We start from the raw sequence: 18,524 nt of genomic DNA on the forward strand, positions 1-18,524 counted from the left end.
CCGCCGACCCGCCCCCTGCCAGCTCGCCACCCGCTCACTACAGCAGCCGCTTGATCTCCCCTCGGATCCGGTAGAAGCCGCGGTCGCTGGCGACGAGGTCCTCGACGAGGTAGCGGGCGCCGGCGACGCGGTATTCGCGGGGGAACTGGACGTTCCAGTCGTCGTGGTAGCCGGAGGCGGAGAGCGAACCGGAGCCCGCGCCGATGACGCGGATGCGGAGCCGGCCGCGGACGTCCACGCACTCGACGATGACGCCGCCGGTCGCCGGAGCCGACGCGGCGGCTACCGTGACGAGCTGAGTGGCGGGCTGGTAGGTGGTCGCGGCGGCGGCCTTGACGTCGAGGGGGACGGGGATGTTGCCGCCGTTGGCCGCGGTGACGGCCTGCTCGCTGACGTCGATGCAGGCCATGGAGCCGTCCGTGGTGACGATGTAGAGGCGCTGCTCGTGGTACTGCATCGACAGTGCCGCGCCGCAGCCGGTGGTCAGCTTCCAGAGGCGGATGCCGTCGGCGGTGAAGCAGTAGACGGACGAGGCGTTGTCGCCGGCGAAGACGTACTTGCCCTGCGGCGACGTGGCGCAGGAGTAGACGGCACTGTCGCAGCGGTACGAGGCCTCGATGCGGCCGTCCTTCTTCGCCAGCTTCTGCACGGCGTGGCGGCCGGTGCCGGCGTAGACGCTGTGGTCCTCCTGCCAGCCGAACAGGACGTTGCCGTTCGTGCGCGTGTGCCACAGTTCGGCGCCGCTATCCGCGGCGTAAGCGGTGACGCCGGCGCTGTGGCCGTGGTAGATCGCGTCCTCGTCGCAGCGCACCATCCAGGCGGACTCGCCCGAGCTGCGGCGCGACCATTGGAACTCCTCCTCGTGGTCGATCACCGTCAGGCCGCCGCGCGCGTCGGCGATGCCGAGGGCGCCCTCCCGGATGTCGAGCCAGTAGATGTCCAGGTCGTCGGCGATCGTGTACGCGGCGAACGGGAGCTTGGAGGACAGGTCGTAGACGCGGCCGTCGTCGCAGCCGGCGTAGATCCAGAAGTCGTCGGCGACCAGGCACTTCACGCCGTCCGGCAGCTTGTAGTGGGAGAGCACCTCGCCGTCGTGGCCGAGGGCGTAGACGTCGCCGGACTGGTTGCCCACCCAGCACAGTTCGTCGCCGACGTGGATGCCGAACGCGCTCGAGCCGGTGCGCATCCGCCAGAGCACCGGGGCGTGCTGACGGACCGTCGGCTGCACGACGCTGACCGCCCGCCGGGTCACGGCGCGCGCGGCACGGCCTCCGCGCACGGCGGGGGCGTAGCCCTTGCGGACCTTCTCGCCGACCTTCTTGGCCGCGGCGGCCCTGGCCTTCTCCTCGGTGGGGAAGCTCGCGCGCTGCTCCTGGCCCGCGGCGCCTATTCGCCCGTAGCGGACGAGTACTTCGGTGCCGGCCACCGTGACCTCGTAGAACTTGTGCGCGCCGCCGCCGTCCTCGGACAGTTCGAGGTACGTCGTCTCCGCGGCGACTGCGGAAGCTGACATCGACACGAGTCCCACCGGTCCTCTCGGTCACCCGCGTCCCTCGCGGCTGAGGATTCGGACTCTAATCGAGGGCACTGACAGGCCGAACCGACGGACGGGTACCTCCGTGCACGCGGCCGAGGGCCACCGCGAATCCGCCCGCGGCCTGCCGCGAATCCGCCCCCGGCACGGTGCAGGGCACCGTCCACGCGCCGGCTGCGAGACTCCGCTTCCGTTGTCGCCGACGTATGAGATACTGCGGCCCGGCCCGGGGGCTGTCTTCGGGTCCTTATCCGGCTTCTTTCCGTCCCAGGGGTGGGCATCGTGCATGGGTTCCTGAAGTTCATCGTCCGCGGGAACATGATCGGGCTCGCGGTCGGCGTCGTGATCGGCTCGCTGTTCAGCAGCCTCGTCGAGGCCTTCGTCGAGACCTTCATCACTCCGTTCATCAGCATCGTCGCCGGGCACAAGGGCGCCTTCGCGCAGATGTTCTGGACGCTCGGCGACACGAAGATCATGTACGGCAACTTCATCAACGACATCATCACCTTCGTGTTCATCGCGGCGGCGATCTACTTCCTGATCGTGCTGCCGGTGAACAAGATCGCCGAGGCGATGAACCCGTACCACGACCTCGCCAAGGCCAAGCGGTCCTGCCCCGAGTGCCTGAGCGCGATCCCCGCGCAGGCCACCCGCTGCAGCTTCTGCACCTCGCACGTCACGCCGATCACCGACGACATGTCGGACCAGCTGATCGAGTCGATCCCGGGCGAGATCAAGCTCGGCGAGACCGCGCCGGACATCAAGCTGAAGGCGGGCGACGTCACGCTGGGCGCCGGCGCGGGCTCTGCGGCCGCGGCGGGCACCGAGGTGGGCGCGGCCGCCTAATGGGCTCGTGATCCACTCGCGGGTTGTCTAAGGTGGCGGCTATGGAGGCACTGACCGAAGCCGTGCTGCGCGACTCCTTCGTCAACTGCACGAAGGGCGAGGCGCAGCGGATCAACCTGCCCGGGCCGCTGGACGAGATCTTCTGGGAGCAGCTGGACTTCCTGGGGTGGCGCGACCCCAAGGCCGAACTGCGGGCGTACATGGCGGTCCCGTGGAAGGACGGCGTGGTCGGCATCGTGCTGCGCCGTCCGCAGAGCAAGCGCGGCGGCAGCCTGCTGCGCAGTTCGATGTGCTCGCTCTGCCTGACCGTGCACGCCTCCTCCGGGGTCACCCACTTCGCCGCCGCCAAGGCCGGGGCCGCCGGCCGCGCCGGGAACTCCGTGGGCAATTACATCTGCTCCGACCTCCAGTGCTCGCGCTACGTGCGCGGGCACCTCAGGTCGGAGGCGGCGACCACGATGGAGGAGTCGCTGGATCCGGCCGAGAAGGTGCTGCGGCTGCGCTCGAAGCTGGAAGGGTTCGTCCGCAGCGTGCTCGGGGACGAACTCTGAGTGGGAGAGCAGATCGAGTTCGTCACGGCGGACGACGGGTGCCGGCTGTGGAGCGTGCGCAGCGGGACCGAGGCGCCGGGACGGCACGGGTTCGTGCTCTGCCACGGCGGCCCCGGATTCTGGGACACGCTCGGGCCGATCGCCCGGATGGTGGAGGACCACGGCCCCGTGGTGCGCTGGGACCAGCGCGGCGGCGGACGCAGCGAGTGGCAGGAGCCGTACACGGTGGCGCGGTTCCTGGCCGACCTGGACCAGGTCCGGGAGCACCACGGCTTCAACACTGTGACGGTGCTCGGCCATTCGTGGGGCGCTACCGTCGCGCTGCGGTACGCGCTCGCCGATGAGTACCGGCCGCGCGTGCGCGGTCTGGTCTACGTCGCGGGGATCGGCTACGGCCGCGGGACGTGGATGCCGGAGTTCGCCGCCGCCAAGAAGGCCGCGTCCGCGCCGTACGCCGCCGAGATGGCCGAACTCGAGGCGCTGGAGTCGCGCACGCCGGAGCAGGACAGGCGGCTGTGGCAGTTGAGCCTCGCGGGGGAGTTCCCGAACCGGGCGTCGGCCCTGGAACTCGCCGCCACCCAGGTCAACGAGGTCTTCGCCGAGAACGAGACGGTCCACGCCTCGCTGCGCCACGTGGCCGACGCGGACGACGTGGCCGAACTCGAGGAGCGTATCCGGGGGCTCGAGGTCCCGACGCTGATCGTGGACGGGATGGCCGACCTCCGGCCGCGCCACGCGGTGGACCCGCTGGCGGCCGCGCTGCCGCGGGTGACGCGGGTCCGCATCGCGGGCGCGGGCCACTTCCCCTGGCTGGACGCGCCCGAGGTGTTCGAGGACGCGCTGTCCGGCTGGCTCATCGATCCGGTGTGGTGGAGTCCTTCGAGTCCGTGAGGGTGGCCGACCGGGCGTAGCCGTCCACGCCGGTCAGCCGCAGCCCGGGAAGGCGGCCGCCGCCCGCGCCGAGCAGGAAGGCGATCTCCGCCACAGGGTGTTCGAACACGTCGACGCCGCGGTACGTCACCGGGATCCCGGCCGGCTCGCCGGCCTCGTGGCCGATCGCGCGCATGACGCGGATCTCGCCGAGCAGCCCGTCGTCACCGGCCCCGGCCTGCACCCAGCGGTCCGCGATGCGCACCCGCCAACTCCAACCCGTACCGCAGGCGAAGGACTTCTCCGGCTGCCCGAACGACTCCAGCAGGTGACACGTGTCGGCCTCCGTGGCGCCGAAGGCCAGCGTCCCGCGGGGCAGCCGCGCGCCGAGTTCGGGCACCAGTTCGATCTCCATACTCGCATTCTCGCCTGCGCGGACTAATGTGCGCTGCATGAGGAGACGTGGGCGGGGACACGGCAACATCTTCGGCGACTCGGGGCCGGAGGAGTCGCTGCCCGAGTTCGAGTTCTTCCTGCACGCACCGAGCACGCGGCGGACCCGGTCGGCCTATCGCGTGCGGTCCGACCCGCGGCCGATCTACCCCGGCACGGGCAACCACCGCTACCGGACCACGCGCCGTGCCGCGGCGCGGCCGTCGCGCCCCTGGGTGGTCGGGTTCCGGGTCGCGATCTGCGCGATCCTGCTCGTGTTCGGCCTGACCGGACTGGGCGTCGGGATTGCGCAGGCGGTGGGCGGCTACTCCGACGCCGCGCGGATGGCGGGTGCGCCGTCATGCACGGCCGCGGATCAGGCGGCCTCGGATGCGGCGTGCACGCTGACGGAGGTCTACATCTCCCCGTACGGAACGCTGAGCGGCGACGGCGAGGATTCGATCGACCTCGCGCCCCAGGGCTGGAGCGACCCGGCCGGTTCGGACTACTACAGCGAGCTGTGGGTCTCCTACCCGGGCAACGCGCGGTTCGACGCGCTGATCGACGTCGGCGGCTTGGATACTCCGGTCCGCGTGGAGTACTGGATCGGACAGATCGTCACGCTCACGGCCGGTAACCCCGGCATTACGGTCACGACCGACGCGAACCCGAACAACCGGGGCGGCAAGGGGGTGGGCGGCGCGTTGATGTCCTTCGCGCTCGTCATCGTCGCGGTGCTGCTGTTCGTCGGGATCCGGGCGGTCCGCCTACGGTGGCTACGGCCCGGAATCGGGCTGAGACTCTTCGTGTCCGAATCCATCGTCCTCGGCTCGGGCGCGTTCCTCGCGGGAGTCTGCGCCGTGAACCAGCCCGCGCTGGTCGCGCTCGTCGCGGCGGTCGCGGTGCCGGCCACGTCCGGGCTGGCCGGAACGGTATGGCTGCTCGTCCGGTCGGATCAGCGGGCCCGCGCCCGGCGGCGGACGGCGCTCGGGATCGGCTGAGGCCGGCCGGGATCGGCTGGGATCCGGAGTCCGTCGCCGCTGCCGCCGCATCCGTCCCGGGAGAGGTCTCAGACGGGCGATTATCACCCGAGTGTGAGCACGTGGTCACCATCACGTTGTTACAACTTCGTGAGAACACTAAGAAAACGGCTGGAATAGTGCGCTCCGGCCGCTTCGCATGGCACTCTTGCATGGACGCTCCGGCGCGAACCGGGCGTAGCAGCAACAAGATCGGCAAAACGTCGCGAATCCCGCTTCGTCCCGTAACTCCGCAATACCGCCCTGTGCACGTGCGCGCGGTGGTATCCGCTACCACAGGGAGACCCGTTGACCGCGCTCGCGCACTGGTGTACCCGGCATCGGCTGCTGGTCGTGTTGACATGGGCGCTGCTGCTGCTCGGTCTCGGCGCCGGGACGCTGGCGAAGGGCTCGGCCTACAGTTCCAGCTTCTCCCTCTCGGGTACGGACTCCACCCAGGCGCAGCAGTTGCTCGACGAGGCGTTCCCGGCCCAGACCGGGGACAGCGCGACGCTCGTCTGGCACGTGGACTCGGGCACGGTCAAGGCGTCGTCGGTCGAGAAGGCGGTCGAGTCCGCGATCAGCACGATGGAGAAGAAGGGCGAGGTCTCCAGCGCCGTCAGCCCGTACTCCAGCGAGGGCGCGGGGCAGATCAGCGCCGACGGCAAGACGGCGTACGCCACGCTCACCCTGAACGACGCGAACTCCTCGCTCTCCGCGGGCGAGGCCGACGCGCTGATCTCCCAGGCGCACGCGGTCGAGCACTCGGGCCTGCAGATCGAGGTCGGCGGCAATGCGGTGGAGAACGCGCTGCAGAGCCCGTCCGACAACAGCGAGGCCGTCGGCATCGCGGCCGCGGCGATCGTGCTGTTCCTGGCGTTCGGCTCGCTCTTCTCGATGCTGCTGCCGATCCTGACCGCCGCGGCCGGCGTCGGCGGCGGCCTGCTCGCGGTCGGGCTGCTCAGCCACACGATGGGCATCGCCAGCTTCGCGCCCACGCTCGGCGCGCTCGTCGGGCTCGGCGTCGGGATCGACTACGCGCTGTTCATCGTCACGCGACATCGGACCGGGCTGCTCGCGCACAAACCGGTGGACGAGTCCATCGGGCACGCGGTGACCACCTCCGGCCGCGCGGTCCTGTTCGCCGGCGGCACGGTATGCGTCGCGCTGCTCGGGATGCTCGTGCTCGGCGTCGGGTTCCTCGACGGAGTCGCCATCGCCACCTCGCTCACCGTCGCGGTCACCGTCCTCGCCTCGCTCACGCTCCTGCCCGCCCTGCTGTCCTACCTCGGTCCGCGCGCGCTCTCCCGCCGGCAGCGCCGAAAGCAGGAGGAGGCGCGGCAGCACTCGCGGGCCGCGCTGGTCGGGCTGGCCGCCGTGCACGCGCCGGTCGCCGTCACCCGCGGGCTCTGGCACCGCTGGGCCGACATCGTGCACCGGCGTCCCCGCTCGCTCAGCTTCGCCGCGTTCGTACTGATGGTCGTGCTCGCGATCCCCACCTTCTCGCTGCACCTCGGCACCGCGGACAGCGGCAACGACCCGACGGGCAGCACCACGTACAAGTCGTACGAGATGCTCTCGCACGGATTCGGCGCCGGCTTCAACGGCCCGCTCGAGGTCGTCGCCAAGGTGTCCGACTCCGCGACCCAGCAGGCGGATGTGACCAAGCTGGTCACCGCGCTCGAGCACACCGCCGGCGTGGCCGGCGTCTCCGAGTCGGCCGTGGTCGGCCAGGGCAGGGGCGCCATCGACGTCATCACCGTCATCCCGAGCACCTCGCCGCAGTCCTCGGCGACCTCCGGCCTGGTCAGCACGCTGCGCGATCACGTGATCCCGGACGCCCTGTCCGGGACCGGGGTGCAGGCGCACGTCGGCGGCGAGGTCGCCACCAACGTCGACTTCGCGAGCGTGCTCACCGCGAAGCTGCCGCTGTTCCTCGCGGTGATCGTCGGGCTCAGCTTCGTGCTGCTGCTGCTCGCCTTCCGCAGCCTGCTCATCCCGTTCACCGCGGCCGTGATGAACCTGCTCGCCGCCGCCGCGTCCTTCGGCGTGGTCACCGCGTTCTTCGAATGGGGCTGGGGTTCGAAGTGGCTCGGCATGGGGGGCTCGGGGCCGGTCGAGGCCTTCCTGCCGGTGATGCTGATAGCAATCCTGTTCGGGCTATCGATGGACTATCAGGTCTTCCTGGTCTCCCGGATGCACGAGGAGTGGACCCGCGTCGGCTGCACGACCAGAGCGGTCAAGTGCGGGCAGACCGAGACCTCGCGGGTGATCACCGCCGCGGCCACGATCATGATCTGCGTCTTCTGCGCCTTCGCGGTGGGCAGCCAGCGGGTGATCGGCGAGTTCGGCATCGGCCTGGCGGCGGCGGTCTTCCTCGACGCCTTCGTCCTGCGCACGGTCCTGGTCCCGGCCGCGATGCACGTATTCGGCCGCTGGAACTGGTGGATCCCGCAGTGGCTGGGCCGCTCGCTGCCGCGCCTGACGGTCGAGCCGTCCCCCGCCGAGGGCCTGCCCTCGGCGCTCGAGCCGCCGCTCAGCCCGCCCAAGCTGGCCCGGATACCGGCGCAGTCGGGGCTGCTCGGCGGCAACCCGATCTCGGTCGCGCCGAACGTGCGAACGAATGTGCCGACTCCAGGGGCGAATGGGGCTTAATACCCCTAGACTCAACGCATGCGCATCGTCATCGCCGGTGGTCATGGCCAGATCGCACTACGTCTTTCCCGCATTCTGCACGCCCGCGGCGACGAGCCCGTGGGCCTGATCCGGCACGCCGAGCAGGCGCAGGACCTGCGCGCGGCGGGTGCCGCGCCGGTCGTGCTGGACCTCGAGACCGCGTCGGGCGCGCCCGAGGTCGCCGAGGCGCTCAAGGGTGCCGACGCCGTCGTGTTCGCGGCGGGCGCCGGCCCGGGCAGCGGCGCGGCGCGCAAGGACACCGTCGACCGCGCGGCCGCGGTCCTGCTCGCGGACGCGGCCGAACTGGCCGGCGTGCGGCGCTACCTGATGATCTCCTCGATGGGCGCCGACGCGAACTCCGAGTTCGACGGCGACCCGGTCTTCCGCGCGTACCTCCGGGCCAAGGGCGCCGCGGACGACGACCTGCGCGCCCGGCCCGGCCTCGACTGGACCGTGCTGCGCCCCGGCAGCCTGCGCAACGACCCCGGCACCGGCCGCGTGCTGCTCGCCGAGCGCACCGGCCGCGGCGCCGTCCCGCGCGACGACGTGGCCGAGGTGCTCGCCGCCCTCCTCGCCCAGCCGTCCACCGCGGGTCTGACCCTGGAACTGATCGGCGGCGTCACCCCGATCCCGGAAGCGGTCGCGGCCTTCGCGTGAGCCGTCCTGGATTCCCCGTCGTCTGCCGCGGGTAGCAGTTTCCTTATGCCTTCAACCGGTTTCCAACCCGCGCCCGACGCCTGGTTCCGCTCCTTCGAAACCCCGCAGGCAAGCGGCCGGCGGCCGCTCCCTCCACGCCCGGGAATGGGTTGAGGAAGCGGCCGCCGCGCTCACGGGCAAGTCTCGGGTACTTGCCCGACTAGGTGTCGATCAACTCGCGCCCTAGGCGGTGGCGGGGTTCCAGTAGTCCCCGGCCATCACGATGTAGACCAGCATCTTGATGGTCTGGCCGTAGTAGCCGTCGCCGAACGGGTTGGTCGAGAGCTGGTTCCAGATCGCGTCGGTCCACGCCTGGTCTCCGGAGGCCATCGCGGCAGGACCGACCGAGTCGCCGGCTTCTTCGGCTTGGGTGTCGCCGACGTCTGGTGCGCTGTCGAAGCCGGTGCAGTTGAGGTTCATGTGCGGCCAGACGCTGCCCGGCTTGCCCTTGGAGAAGGACTTGAGGCACTTGGATTCCTTGACCGCGGTCGCGTAGGAGACGGCGGCCGTGGTGGTCCCGTTCTCCAGGGCGTCGGTGCCCAGGTGCCAGGGCACGCGGATGGAGTTGTATCCGACGATGTTGTCCGGCTGGTCTTCCTGGTAGTCGGCGGGCGCGGGCTTCGGTGAGGTGGTGTCGGCGTTGACCACGAAGTCGGACATCAGGCCGCTGGAAGAGGAGTGGGCCGAGGTGAACTCGGTGGTGATCGCCTCCATGCGCTTGATGACCTTGTTCCAGTCGTGCGCCGGGTCGTAGGCCGCGAAGGCGCGCAGGTGGTCGAGCATGTCGTCGGACGGGCGCGTGTCGGTGCTCGGGCCGTCGTCCTCGCACTTGAGGTGGCCGTCCGAGGCCACGTCGTGCGCGTAGAAGTCCGCCAGCCAGGTCTTGGCGGCGGTGGCGTACCCGCCCCACTGCTTGTCGGCCAGGATCAGCCCATAGCCGATGTCCAGGTCCCCGTCGGTGGCTCCGTCGGGGGTGCCGGAGCTGTAGTACTTGCAGGTCTTGCCGTCGAGCTGCCATTCCATGAGCCCGTACTGGTCTTCGTGGTCCTTGACCAGTTGCCACAGACCGTTGAACTCGGTCTGCGCGTTCGTGTCGTACCCGGCCATCAGGGGCACGATGTTCATGCCGTAGCCCTGGCCTTCGGAGACCGGGCCGTTGTTCCTGGCGTCGCCGTCGCCCTTGGTCGAGATGTAGTACTCGTTCGAGGCGCAGCCGTGGATCAGGTAGGTGCTCTTCCACGAGTTGTACGCCTTCTCGACCGCAGCGTCCTTAGACGACTGAGAGCCCGACGGCGTCACGCCGACCTTGTAGGTCACGTGGGTCGGGAAGGGGAAGGCGGCGGGCGTCGCCGCGCTGGCCGGCATCGTCGCCGCCACGGTCAAGCCTGCTGCCAGACCCGCGACGGCGAGGGCCGCCCCGGCGAGTTTCAGCCGCGAACTTCTTCGATCAGTATTCATCGTCCATCCCTGGGTTCGGTGCGAATGCTTACGTCGCGAGGAGGTTCCAGCCGTGGAGTTTCCGGGTTGCGCGCGTCATGGTGCTGCTTCTCCTCGAGGTGGGTGCGCGGGAAGCGGTGCGTGGCAAGGAGTCTCGCGCCGGGCGGGCCGGCCCCGCAAGGACTTAGTTAGTAAAATTTACTTAGTCACCCCGAGGTCTTGACGCCGCCAGGGGTGCTCGGTACGGTGCGGGCGAGTGAGTTAGTAAAGTTAACTATCTAGCCTTGTCAGTGTGCACCTCCGACCCACACAGGAGCTCCGCATGCGCAAACCCCACCACCTCCGGGCCCTGGTCGCCGCCTCGACCGGCCTCGGAGTCGCCGGCGCGCTGGTGCTGCTGCCCTCCGCGTCCGCCTTCGCGGCGAACGCGGCCCAGCTGCGCGTCGACCAGTACGGCTATTCGACCTCTGACACAAAGATCGCTTACCTCATGGCCACGTCGGCCGTGTCCGGCGAGAGCTATTCGGTGATCGATTCCTCGGGCGCCACGGTCGCCAGCGGCACCGTGACCTCCACCAGCCGCGGCTCGTGGAACTCGGCGTACCCGGACGTCTATCCGATCGACTTCTCGTCGGTGACGGCGGCCGGGACCTACCACCTGACCGTCGCCGGCTCGCAGTCCGCGACCTCGGACACCTTCCAGATCGAGGCCGCGTCCTCGCTCTACGCGCCGCTGGTCAGCGACGGGGTGAACTTCTTCGAGAACCAGCGGGACGGCGCGAACCTGGTCGGCACCAGCTCGATCGCGCGTAAGGCCTCGCATACGAACGACGCGATTGCGACGGTCTACAAGGACCCGAGCTTCATCTCCGGCAGCGACGGCGGCACCGGCGACCAGATCAGCGGCTCGCTCTCCAAGGTCTCCGGAGCGAGCGCGGTCGACGTCGAGGGCGGCTGGTTCGACGCCGGCGACTACCTCAAGTTCACCTTCACCACGGCATACGCCGACGACTTGCTGTACGCCGCCGACCTGGCGCTCGGCTCATCCGCACCCGCTTCGCTCACCACCGAGGCCCAGTTCGGCACCACGTACCTGAACAAGATGTGGAACCCGTCGACCAAGACGCTCTACCTCCAGGTCGGCATCGGCGAGGGCGACGAGACGAACTACTACGGCGACCACGACCTGTGGCGCCAGCCGCAGGCAGACGACTCGGACACCGCCTCGACGGACTACTACGCGGCCGAGCACCGGCCGGTCTTCGAGGCGGCGTCTCCGGGTTCGAAGATCTCCCCGGACGTCGTCGGCCGGGTCGCCGCCGCGTTCGCCTTCGCCGCGCAGCAGGACGAGGCGGCGGGCGACACCGCGGACGCGCAGACCGAGCTCGCCGACGCCACGTCGCTCTACGCGATGGCGGACACGTCGGCCGCCGAAAACAGCAGCCTGACGTCCGCGCTGCCCGAGGCGTACTACCCGGAGAGCATCTGGCACGACGCGATGGAGCTGGCCGCGACGGAGATCGTGCGCGCCGAGCAGGACCTCGGGAACGCCGAGTCGAGCTACAGCAGCTACCTGACTCAGGCGGCGACGTGGGCGTCCGACTACATCTCCGCGGACTCGGGCAACGACACGCTGAACCTGTACGATGTCAGTGCCCTTGCTCACGCCGACCTGGTCACCGCGATCAAGGACGCGGGCAGCCCCTCGGGCCTGGCCGTCACCTCCTCGAGCCTGATCGCGAACCTCAAGGCGCAACTGTCCGCCGCCGTCACCAAGGCGGGCTCGGACATCTTCCGCGCGGGCGGCGACTACACCAACTTCGACGTGGACTCGCACACCTTCGGCTTCATCTCGATCGAGGCGCTGTACCAGAAGGCGAGCGGCGACACCGAGTACGCGGCCTTCGCGAGCGAGCAGCGCGACTGGCTGCTCGGCGACAACGCGTGGGGCACCAGCTTCGTCGCCGGCGTCGGCACCACGTACCCGAAGTGCATGGGCGGCCAGATCGAGAACCTGAACAGCGCGGTGGACGTCGGCGCCGTCGTCAACGGCCCGAACGGCACCTCGAACTTCTCCGGCGGCCTCGGCAGCCTGATGACCGGCATGGCCAAGTGCGAGAACGACTCGTTCACCACGTTCACCGGCAAGGGCGGCGAGTACGTGGACGACGTCCGGTCCTGGCAGTCCAGCGAACCCGCGCTCGACATGACCGGCAGCCTGGTGCTGGCCGGCGCGCTGCAGGACGAAGTCGGCGGCGGCTCCTCGTCGGGCGGCGGCGGCACCGGCGGCGGCTCGACGTGCACCGCGGGCCAGCTGCTCGGCGACCCGGGCTTCGAGAACGGCAGCACGATCACGCCGTGGACCGAGACCTCGACCCTCGGCTTCACGCCGGTGACCAACGCGAGCGGCGAGACCGCGCACGGCGGAAGCTGGATGGCCTGGTTCGACGGCAACGGGACTAAGGACACGGACACACTCAGCCAGAGCGTGGCCCTTCCGTCGAGCTGCACCAGCGCGACGCTCTCGTACTGGCTGCATGTCGACACGACCGAGAGCACGTCCACTGCGAAGCCGGACACGTTCACGGTGCAGCTGCTCGACTCCAGCGGCAATGTCCTGACGACGCTGGCGACGTTCTCCAACCTGAACGCCGCGAGCGGGTATACGCAGTACAGCTACAACGTCTCGTCGTACCTCGGTAAGACGGTGACGCTGAAGTTCAGCGGCACGGAGACCGACACCGACGGCGGCACGACGAGCTTCGTCGACGACGACAACGCGCTGAACGTGAGCTGATTCGCCGGCAGGGGCGGCCTGTCTGCCTCAGAGTCTGCCCTCGAAGACGAGTTCCCTGGCCGTGCCAAGCGCCGTCGCGATCGCGCCGATCAGCACAGCGTCCCCGCCGAGCGCGGCGGGGACGATCGGCGGACGCAGCGGGGTGAGCGCGGCCAGGGACTCGTAGATCGGATCGAGCAGCAGGTCCGCGTTGTCGCCGACCCCGCCGCCGAGGACGATGAGCGCCGGGTCGAGCATCGCGGCGATCGCGGCCACCGCGTGGGCGAGCCGGGTCGCCTCGCCGCGCACGGCGTCGAGCGCGGCCGCGTTACCGGCGCGTGCCGCGTCGAAGACTTCCTTCGGACCGCCGGACACCCGCATGCCCGCCGCCGCCGCGAGCGCGGTCACGGCCGACCCGCCGACCGCGGCGTCCAGCATGCCGCGCTGGTAGAAGGGTTCTGTGGTCCCTGATCCCGGTTCGGTCGAGGTCTGCTGCGTGGCCTGCGTCCCGGCGTACGGCGCGGAGGCGGGGAACGGCAGGTACCCGACCTCGCCGGCCGCGCCGCTGGCCCCCGCGAACAGCTTCCCGTCCACCACGATGCCGGCGCCGATCCCCGTGCCGACCATGAGGAAGACCAGCAGCGGACAGTCCCGGCCGGCGCCGAAGACGTACTCGCCGAACGCCGCCAGGTTCGCGTCGTTGTGCACGCTCAGCGACTCGCCGAGCTCCCGGCGCAGGCTGTCGACCACGCCGGTGCGCCCCCAGCCCGGCAGGCTCCCGGCGTAGCGCACTTCGTTGCTCGCCGGATCGAAGACGCCCGGCGTGCCCACGACGGTGTGCACGACCTGCGACCAGTCCAGGCCCGCCTCCGCGACGACCTCGCGCGCCGACTGCGTGGCCGTGGCCACGATCGGCTCGGGCCCGGCCGCGCCGTCCACGTCGTTCGGCACCTCGCGCCGCCCCCGGATCGTGCCCTCGAGGTCGGCCAGCGCCACCCGGATCCGCGAGCGCCCGATGTCGATCCCGACGACGTGGCCCGCGGTCGGGTTCACCTCGTAGAGCACCGCGCTGCGCCCGCGCCCGGCCGTCACGGCCATCTCGCCGGTCTCCCGGACCAGCCCCGCCGCCTCCAGGTTGCCGAGCGCGGCCGAGACCGTGGGCTTCGAGATCCCGGTGACCCGGGCGAGCTCCGCGCGCGACGCCGCGCCCGAGAGCCGCAGCCGCTCGAGCAGCACACGCTCGTTGTTCACCCGGAGAGTGCGACTGCTCCAGGGCCGCGAGGTCTCGTCCGGCGTCCGCGTGGTCGTCATGAGGGCGAATCTAACCCAGATCCCTGTGCGCGGTGTGAGGAACACCGCCGACGGCCGGTCCGCGCCACGCCGATTACGCGGAATTCTCGACATCGCGCGGGGAATTTTGACACGATGGCGGACAGCAGCCCGGTTCGAACACATGATCGAATAGTTGGGGGTAACCGCCATGACCGTCGCCCGGCTCATGCCTGCCGAGTCCGAGTTCTACGCCGCGCAAAGCGTCTACAGCGACCCCGGCGATCTCGCCCGCTACTACGACGCCCTGCCCGACGACCCGCGCGAGCTCGCACTCGTGGTCCGAAGGCTGATGATCCATCGGTTGGAAGGAGGCCTCTTCGACTTCGCGATCGCCGAGGAGCGCCTGTGCGACGACGCCGAGACCCGCTACGTCGACGAGATCCTCAAGCTGATCGTGCACCGCAGGGACGAGCCGCTGACCGTGCCGCGCCCTTACGCCGACCGCTTCGTCGGCGTCTGCCGCGACTTCGCGCTGCTGCTCTGCTCGTTCATGCGGGCGAAGGGCGTTCCGGCCCGCATCCGCTCCGGCTTCGCCGACTACTTCGGCACCGACGGCTTCCACTATGACCACGTCGTCACCGAGTACTGGGACGCCCAGCACGGCTGGCGTCTCGCCGACGCGCAGGTCGCCGAGGGCCACAAGGTCGCCTTCGACCCCATGGACGTCCCGCGCGACCGATTCCTGGTGGCCGGCAAGGCCTGGCAGCTCATCCGCGCGGGCAACGCCGACGCCAAGACCTTCGGTGTCAGCCTCCCCGACGGCGCCCAGCTCGTCGGCGAATGGTTCGTCGCCGGCAACATCCGCCTCGACCTCGCCGCCGCGAACAAGGTCGAGACCCTGCTGTGGGACATCTGGGGCATCGGCGCCGGCGGCGACGACGACATGACCGACGAGATCCACGACCTCTACGACCTCGCCGCCCGCGTGGCCGACGAAGAGATCGTCTTCAGTGCGGCCCGCAGCCTCTTCGCCGAGAACGCCGGCCTCCGCACTCCCGCGACGGTCATCTCCCTCGCCCCCTTCAACGGACCGCGAGAGGTGACGCTGCGCAGGTAGCAGCCGTCGCCCGTCGCCTCGATGCCTGCATGACCACGCTGATCGGTCGTGCTCGAATTCGCCGATCGCTAGCCGGGCCCGGTCCTTCCGGCCTCCGACAGCTCCCCGATCCTCGCAACCACGTGCCCTGACTGCGGGCAGCTCCACACCGCCGTCGCCGTCGGGGTGTACTCGTCGACGACGTTCGTCTGGAGGGGGTGCGAATCAGGGTGGTCGGGGCATTCGGGCCACACGGCCGGCCTGCCGAGCGCCCAGAGGAGTTCGATCGCCCACTCCTGGACCTGGTCGGCCAGGTGGGCCAGCTGTTCGGCGCGGGGGGCGTCGGCTTTCAGGCGGACGGCCCAGGCGGTGTCGTCGGCGCCGATGAGGGTGAGGTTCGGACTGCCGGGATAGAAGTCCGGCCGGGGATCGCCGATGCGTGGTTCGGGGACGTGGCCGACGTCGAGGTCGCGCAGGACGGGAGCGAGGGCCGCGGCAAGGACGGGGTCGACGTTCACGCTCATACGTGAACTCTACGTCGACCGTCCCGCCGCGGCCTCTGGACTGCTGCGATCTCGCTGTCCCGCTACAACCGTCGCGCTATCGCCACCTCGCTACCCCGATCCTCGCGACGGAGCTCAGTTCAGCGGCAGCGTCACGCTCGACGGCCCGCTGAAGCTGACCGTGCTGCCGGACTGGTCGCTGTCCAGGAACAAGGGGTCCTTGGTGCCGATGACGACGCCGAGGTAGTCGCCCGCCGGAACGTTGTAGGCGGCGCTGATGAACCGGGTGCTGACCGTCGTCGGCTTGCCGGGGGTTGCGTCGGTGTACGTGTATGGCACGTAGCTGATCAGGCTGCCCTCGCCCAGCAGGTTCACGTCGTACAGGTACGCGTATACGGTGCCGGTGCTCGCGCTCGGATTGAACGTGAGGTTGAGGGTGGCGGCGCCGCGGATCTTCTGCTCGCTGGTCATCATGGCGGACTCCCAGACCGCGGCCGCGCTGCGGGCGATGCTCGGCAGCCAGCACTGCGGGGGAAGGTCGAGCAGTTGCTCGAGCAGGCCGCTGACCTCGAGGGTTCCGCCGGACGCGCAGGTGGCGGTGCCGACGTCGATGCCGGTGCTCCAGGTGCCGGGGGCGGCGGAGCTGAGGCTGCCGGTGCCGAAGATGTTCGTGCCGCCGAGGTTGAAGGTCGCGGAGCTCGTGCTCAGGGCACTGAGACTCGAGTAGCCCTCGTACGTGCCGGTGCCGACCGGCTCGACCTGGACCGGCTGCTGCGCGTCGATGCCGTTGGCGGCGCCGGTCAGGTAGTGGTCGAACCACTCGTGCACGTTCGTCCACACCGTGTTGGCGGCGCCGAGCAGGCCGCCGGCCTCGGCGGTGGCGTGGTCGCCGGGCTGCAGCATCAGGCGCTTGGCCGTGGTCAGGTCGTTGTAGAACGGCGTGAGCTGGCTCGGCGCGAAGATGCTGTCCTGGAGGCCGTTGGAGATGAAGACCGCGGTCCTGTTCGCATTGATCTCATTGACGTACGTCTGCGGAGATCTCACGGCGCCCCACTGGAGGACGGTATTGATGTTCGTGTCCGCGTAGTAGTCATCGAGGATGCTCTGGAAGTCGCTGCTCAGTTTGCCGGTGAGCTCGGCGGCGGCGACGAGCAGGTCGGTGGACTCCTGGTGGCGGGTGTTGTTCGGGTAGAGCGAGTAGTCGAGGTCCGTCCACGCGCTCATCGAGGCCACGGCCTTGATCCGCGGGTCGTGGGCCGCCGCGAGCAGGCTCAGGCCCGCGCCGTAGGAGATGCCGCCGACGCCGATCTCCGCCGGGTCGGCGTTCGTGTCGGCGAGGAGCCAGTCGATCACGGTGGAGACGTCGTCGACGTCCTGCGGGCTGGCGACGTCGATCGTGCCGCCGGAGTTGTAGAACCCGCGGGGATCGTATTCGAGTACGTCGTAGCCGTCGGCCGCGAACTGCTGGGCCTGGTCGTAGTACTCGAAGTCGGGCAGCCCCCAGCTCGAGACGAAGACGATCGCGGGGTGCGGGCCCGGGCTCGTCGGCTGGGTGAGGATGCCGGCCAGATCCACGCCGTCGGACATCGTCAGGGTGACATCCGTGTTGGTGACGGACGAACTCGCCGCCTGCGCGGGCGCGGCGAGAACGCCGGCGGCGGTGGACGCGAGCAGGGTCATCGCGGCGAGGGCGGCGGCCGTCGCACGCGGTCTTCGCGCGATGGCCGTGCTGCTTCGGGCGAAGGGCACCGTTGACCTCCGGTAGGTTACTGAAGAGTAAGGTTTGGGTGCCCTCAAGGTCCTACCGGCCGGTAACCTACGTCAAGGTGCTGCGCCCGTGCACCTTGGCCAAGCTTGCGCAAAGGGCGAAGGCGCGCGGCCGGCGCTTCCCGGCGGCCCGGGCGCTCGCTAAAGTGTCCGCGGACCGACTGCTCTTCGGGAGAGGCTCGTCCCAGTGTCAGCGACAGGTGACTTCACGCCGCCGGAGTTCCCCGGGGGTACGCCGTATGACGATCCCTACGATCCCCATGATCCGTACGAAGATCGGCCCGGCGTCCCGCTCGGCGCGGCGGCGGGCATCCTGGTCGCGGTGCTGGCTCTCGGGGTGGGCGCGGTGTTCGCCCTCGGCGGCTCGTCGAAGCCCGCCAAGACCACGCTTGTCGCGCAGCCGAGCGTGAGTGTGGGACTTCCGGGCTACCCGGCGGGAACGTCGACCTCAGGCGCTTCGTCCGGCGCGTTGCCGGGTGTGGCCTCTTCCACGGCACCGGCGCCGCAGGGGACGTCGCAGGCCACCGATACAAGTACCGGCAGCTACTCCGGCGACACGGGCAACTCCTCCTCGGCGGAGGAGGGCACGCAGAGCTTCTACGTCGGCGAGTGCGTCGAGACCTCCGGTTCCGGCAGCGATTTCAGCGTGACGCAGGCCGACTGCTCGAAGGCGAACTATAAGATCATCTACGCCTTCCAGAACGAGTCGGGCAACGTCGATACAGACATGTCGCAGTGCTACACCGTCAACGGCAACGACAACGAGTTCGAGAACGGCGACTCCGGCGGCGCGTACACGCTCTACTGCCTCAACTCGCTGACCGGCGACTACAGCCCGCGGCGCGCCGGCGTCGACAACTGCCTGGACTCCTCGGCGACCTACGAGGTGGACTGCACGAGTTCGCGCGCGGCCTGGATCGTCGTCGGCCGGCTCAACGGCACGACCGTCACGACGGGGTGCTCGAAGTTCGGCAGCTACGACTACTCGTACTACTGGACTTCGTCGCCCACGTTCGTGCTCTGCGTCGACAAGTACAAGCGGAAGTAGC

Annotated in this window: 15 protein-coding genes; 9 read left to right on the forward strand and 6 right to left on the reverse strand. The window is 69.8% G+C overall.

The annotated features are described in order from the left end of the window. Positions 1-37: 37 nt before the first annotated feature. On the reverse strand, positions 38-1,513 hold the full coding sequence (locus KDK95_RS24490; protein WP_212520625.1) for a WGR domain-containing protein: 1,476 nt from the start codon (positions 1,511-1,513) through the stop codon (positions 38-40). Positions 1,514-1,807: 294 nt separating this feature from the next. Between KDK95_RS24490 and mscL the strand changes: the two genes are divergently transcribed. The 3 genes from mscL to KDK95_RS24505 are packed head-to-tail and all read left to right on the forward strand — an operon-like array spanning position 1,808 to position 3,822. Beyond that, a complete protein-coding gene (mscL, locus tag KDK95_RS24495) occupies positions 1,808-2,380 on the forward strand; it encodes a large conductance mechanosensitive channel protein MscL (RefSeq protein WP_307844625.1) in 573 nt (190 codons plus the stop codon). 41 nt (positions 2,381-2,421) lie between these two features. Next, on the forward strand, positions 2,422-2,931 hold the full coding sequence (locus KDK95_RS24500; protein WP_212520626.1) for an FBP domain-containing protein: 510 nt from the start codon (positions 2,422-2,424) through the stop codon (positions 2,929-2,931). Further along, complete coding sequence (locus tag KDK95_RS24505; RefSeq protein WP_212520627.1) at positions 2,932-3,822, forward strand: alpha/beta fold hydrolase; 891 nt, start codon at positions 2,932-2,934, stop codon at positions 3,820-3,822. On the opposite strand, the gene KDK95_RS24510 is transcribed toward KDK95_RS24505, so the two are convergent. After that, complete coding sequence (locus KDK95_RS24510; RefSeq protein ID WP_212520628.1) at positions 3,785-4,216, reverse strand: hypothetical protein; 432 nt, start codon at positions 4,214-4,216, stop codon at positions 3,785-3,787. The genes KDK95_RS24505 and KDK95_RS24510 overlap by 38 nt on opposite strands. Before the next feature lie 37 nt (positions 4,217-4,253). On the opposite strand from KDK95_RS24510, the gene KDK95_RS24515 reads away from it, so the two are divergent. The 3 genes from KDK95_RS24515 to KDK95_RS24525 all read left to right on the forward strand — a co-directional run bounded on the left by KDK95_RS24515 (position 4,254) and on the right by KDK95_RS24525 (position 8,585). After that, positions 4,254-5,234: a hypothetical protein gene (locus KDK95_RS24515; RefSeq protein ID WP_212520629.1), complete on the forward strand. Its 981-nt coding sequence runs from the start codon at positions 4,254-4,256 to the stop codon at positions 5,232-5,234. Between the two features lie 327 nt (positions 5,235-5,561). Continuing rightward, positions 5,562-7,907, forward strand: coding sequence for an MMPL family transporter (locus tag KDK95_RS24520; protein WP_212520630.1), 2,346 nt, complete (start codon positions 5,562-5,564; stop codon positions 7,905-7,907). An 18-nt stretch (positions 7,908-7,925) separates the two neighbouring features. After that, the gene (locus KDK95_RS24525; protein WP_212520631.1) at positions 7,926-8,585 is read left to right on the forward strand and encodes an NAD(P)H-binding protein; all 660 of its coding nucleotides are present in this window, start codon (positions 7,926-7,928) and stop codon (positions 8,583-8,585) included. Between the two features lie 222 nt (positions 8,586-8,807). Here the strand turns inward: KDK95_RS24525 and KDK95_RS24530 are convergent, their stop codons facing one another. After that, entirely contained in the window at positions 8,808-10,082 is a 1,275-nt protein-coding gene (locus KDK95_RS24530) for a glycosyl hydrolase family 8 (RefSeq protein WP_249161825.1), read from the reverse strand. A 301-nt stretch (positions 10,083-10,383) separates the two neighbouring features. Here KDK95_RS24530 and KDK95_RS24535 point away from each other — a divergent pair, with 301 nt between their 5' ends. After that, a complete protein-coding gene (locus KDK95_RS24535; RefSeq protein ID WP_249161826.1) occupies positions 10,384-12,858 on the forward strand; it encodes a glycoside hydrolase family 9 protein in 2,475 nt (824 codons plus the stop codon). A gap of 27 nt (positions 12,859-12,885) precedes the next feature. Here KDK95_RS24535 and KDK95_RS24540 read toward each other — a convergent pair whose 3' ends face one another. Beyond that, complete coding sequence (locus KDK95_RS24540; RefSeq protein WP_212520632.1) at positions 12,886-14,148, reverse strand: ROK family transcriptional regulator; 1,263 nt, start codon at positions 14,146-14,148, stop codon at positions 12,886-12,888. 154 nt (positions 14,149-14,302) lie between these two features. Between KDK95_RS24540 and KDK95_RS24545 the strand changes: the two genes are divergently transcribed. Beyond that, positions 14,303-15,226, forward strand: coding sequence for a transglutaminase-like domain-containing protein (locus KDK95_RS24545; RefSeq protein WP_212520633.1), 924 nt, complete (start codon positions 14,303-14,305; stop codon positions 15,224-15,226). 68 nt (positions 15,227-15,294) lie between these two features. On the opposite strand, the gene KDK95_RS24550 is transcribed toward KDK95_RS24545, so the two are convergent. Next, on the reverse strand, positions 15,295-15,729 hold the full coding sequence (locus KDK95_RS24550; protein ID WP_212520634.1) for a hypothetical protein: 435 nt from the start codon (positions 15,727-15,729) through the stop codon (positions 15,295-15,297). 114 nt (positions 15,730-15,843) lie between these two features. Next, positions 15,844-17,457 (reverse strand): alpha/beta fold hydrolase, encoded by a 1,614-nt coding sequence (locus tag KDK95_RS24555; protein ID WP_212520635.1) that lies wholly within the window; start codon positions 17,455-17,457, stop codon positions 15,844-15,846. Positions 17,458-17,662: 205 nt separating this feature from the next. On the opposite strand from KDK95_RS24555, the gene KDK95_RS24560 reads away from it, so the two are divergent. After that, positions 17,663-18,523, forward strand: a complete 861-nt coding sequence (locus KDK95_RS24560) for an LppU/SCO3897 family protein (protein WP_212520636.1) — start codon at positions 17,663-17,665, stop codon at positions 18,521-18,523. Position 18,524 lies beyond the last annotated feature (1 nt).

Origin of the sequence: Actinospica acidithermotolerans (assembly GCF_018139625.1) — a bacterium.
Lineage (GTDB): Bacteria > Actinomycetota > Actinomycetes > Streptomycetales > Catenulisporaceae > Actinospica > Actinospica acidithermotolerans.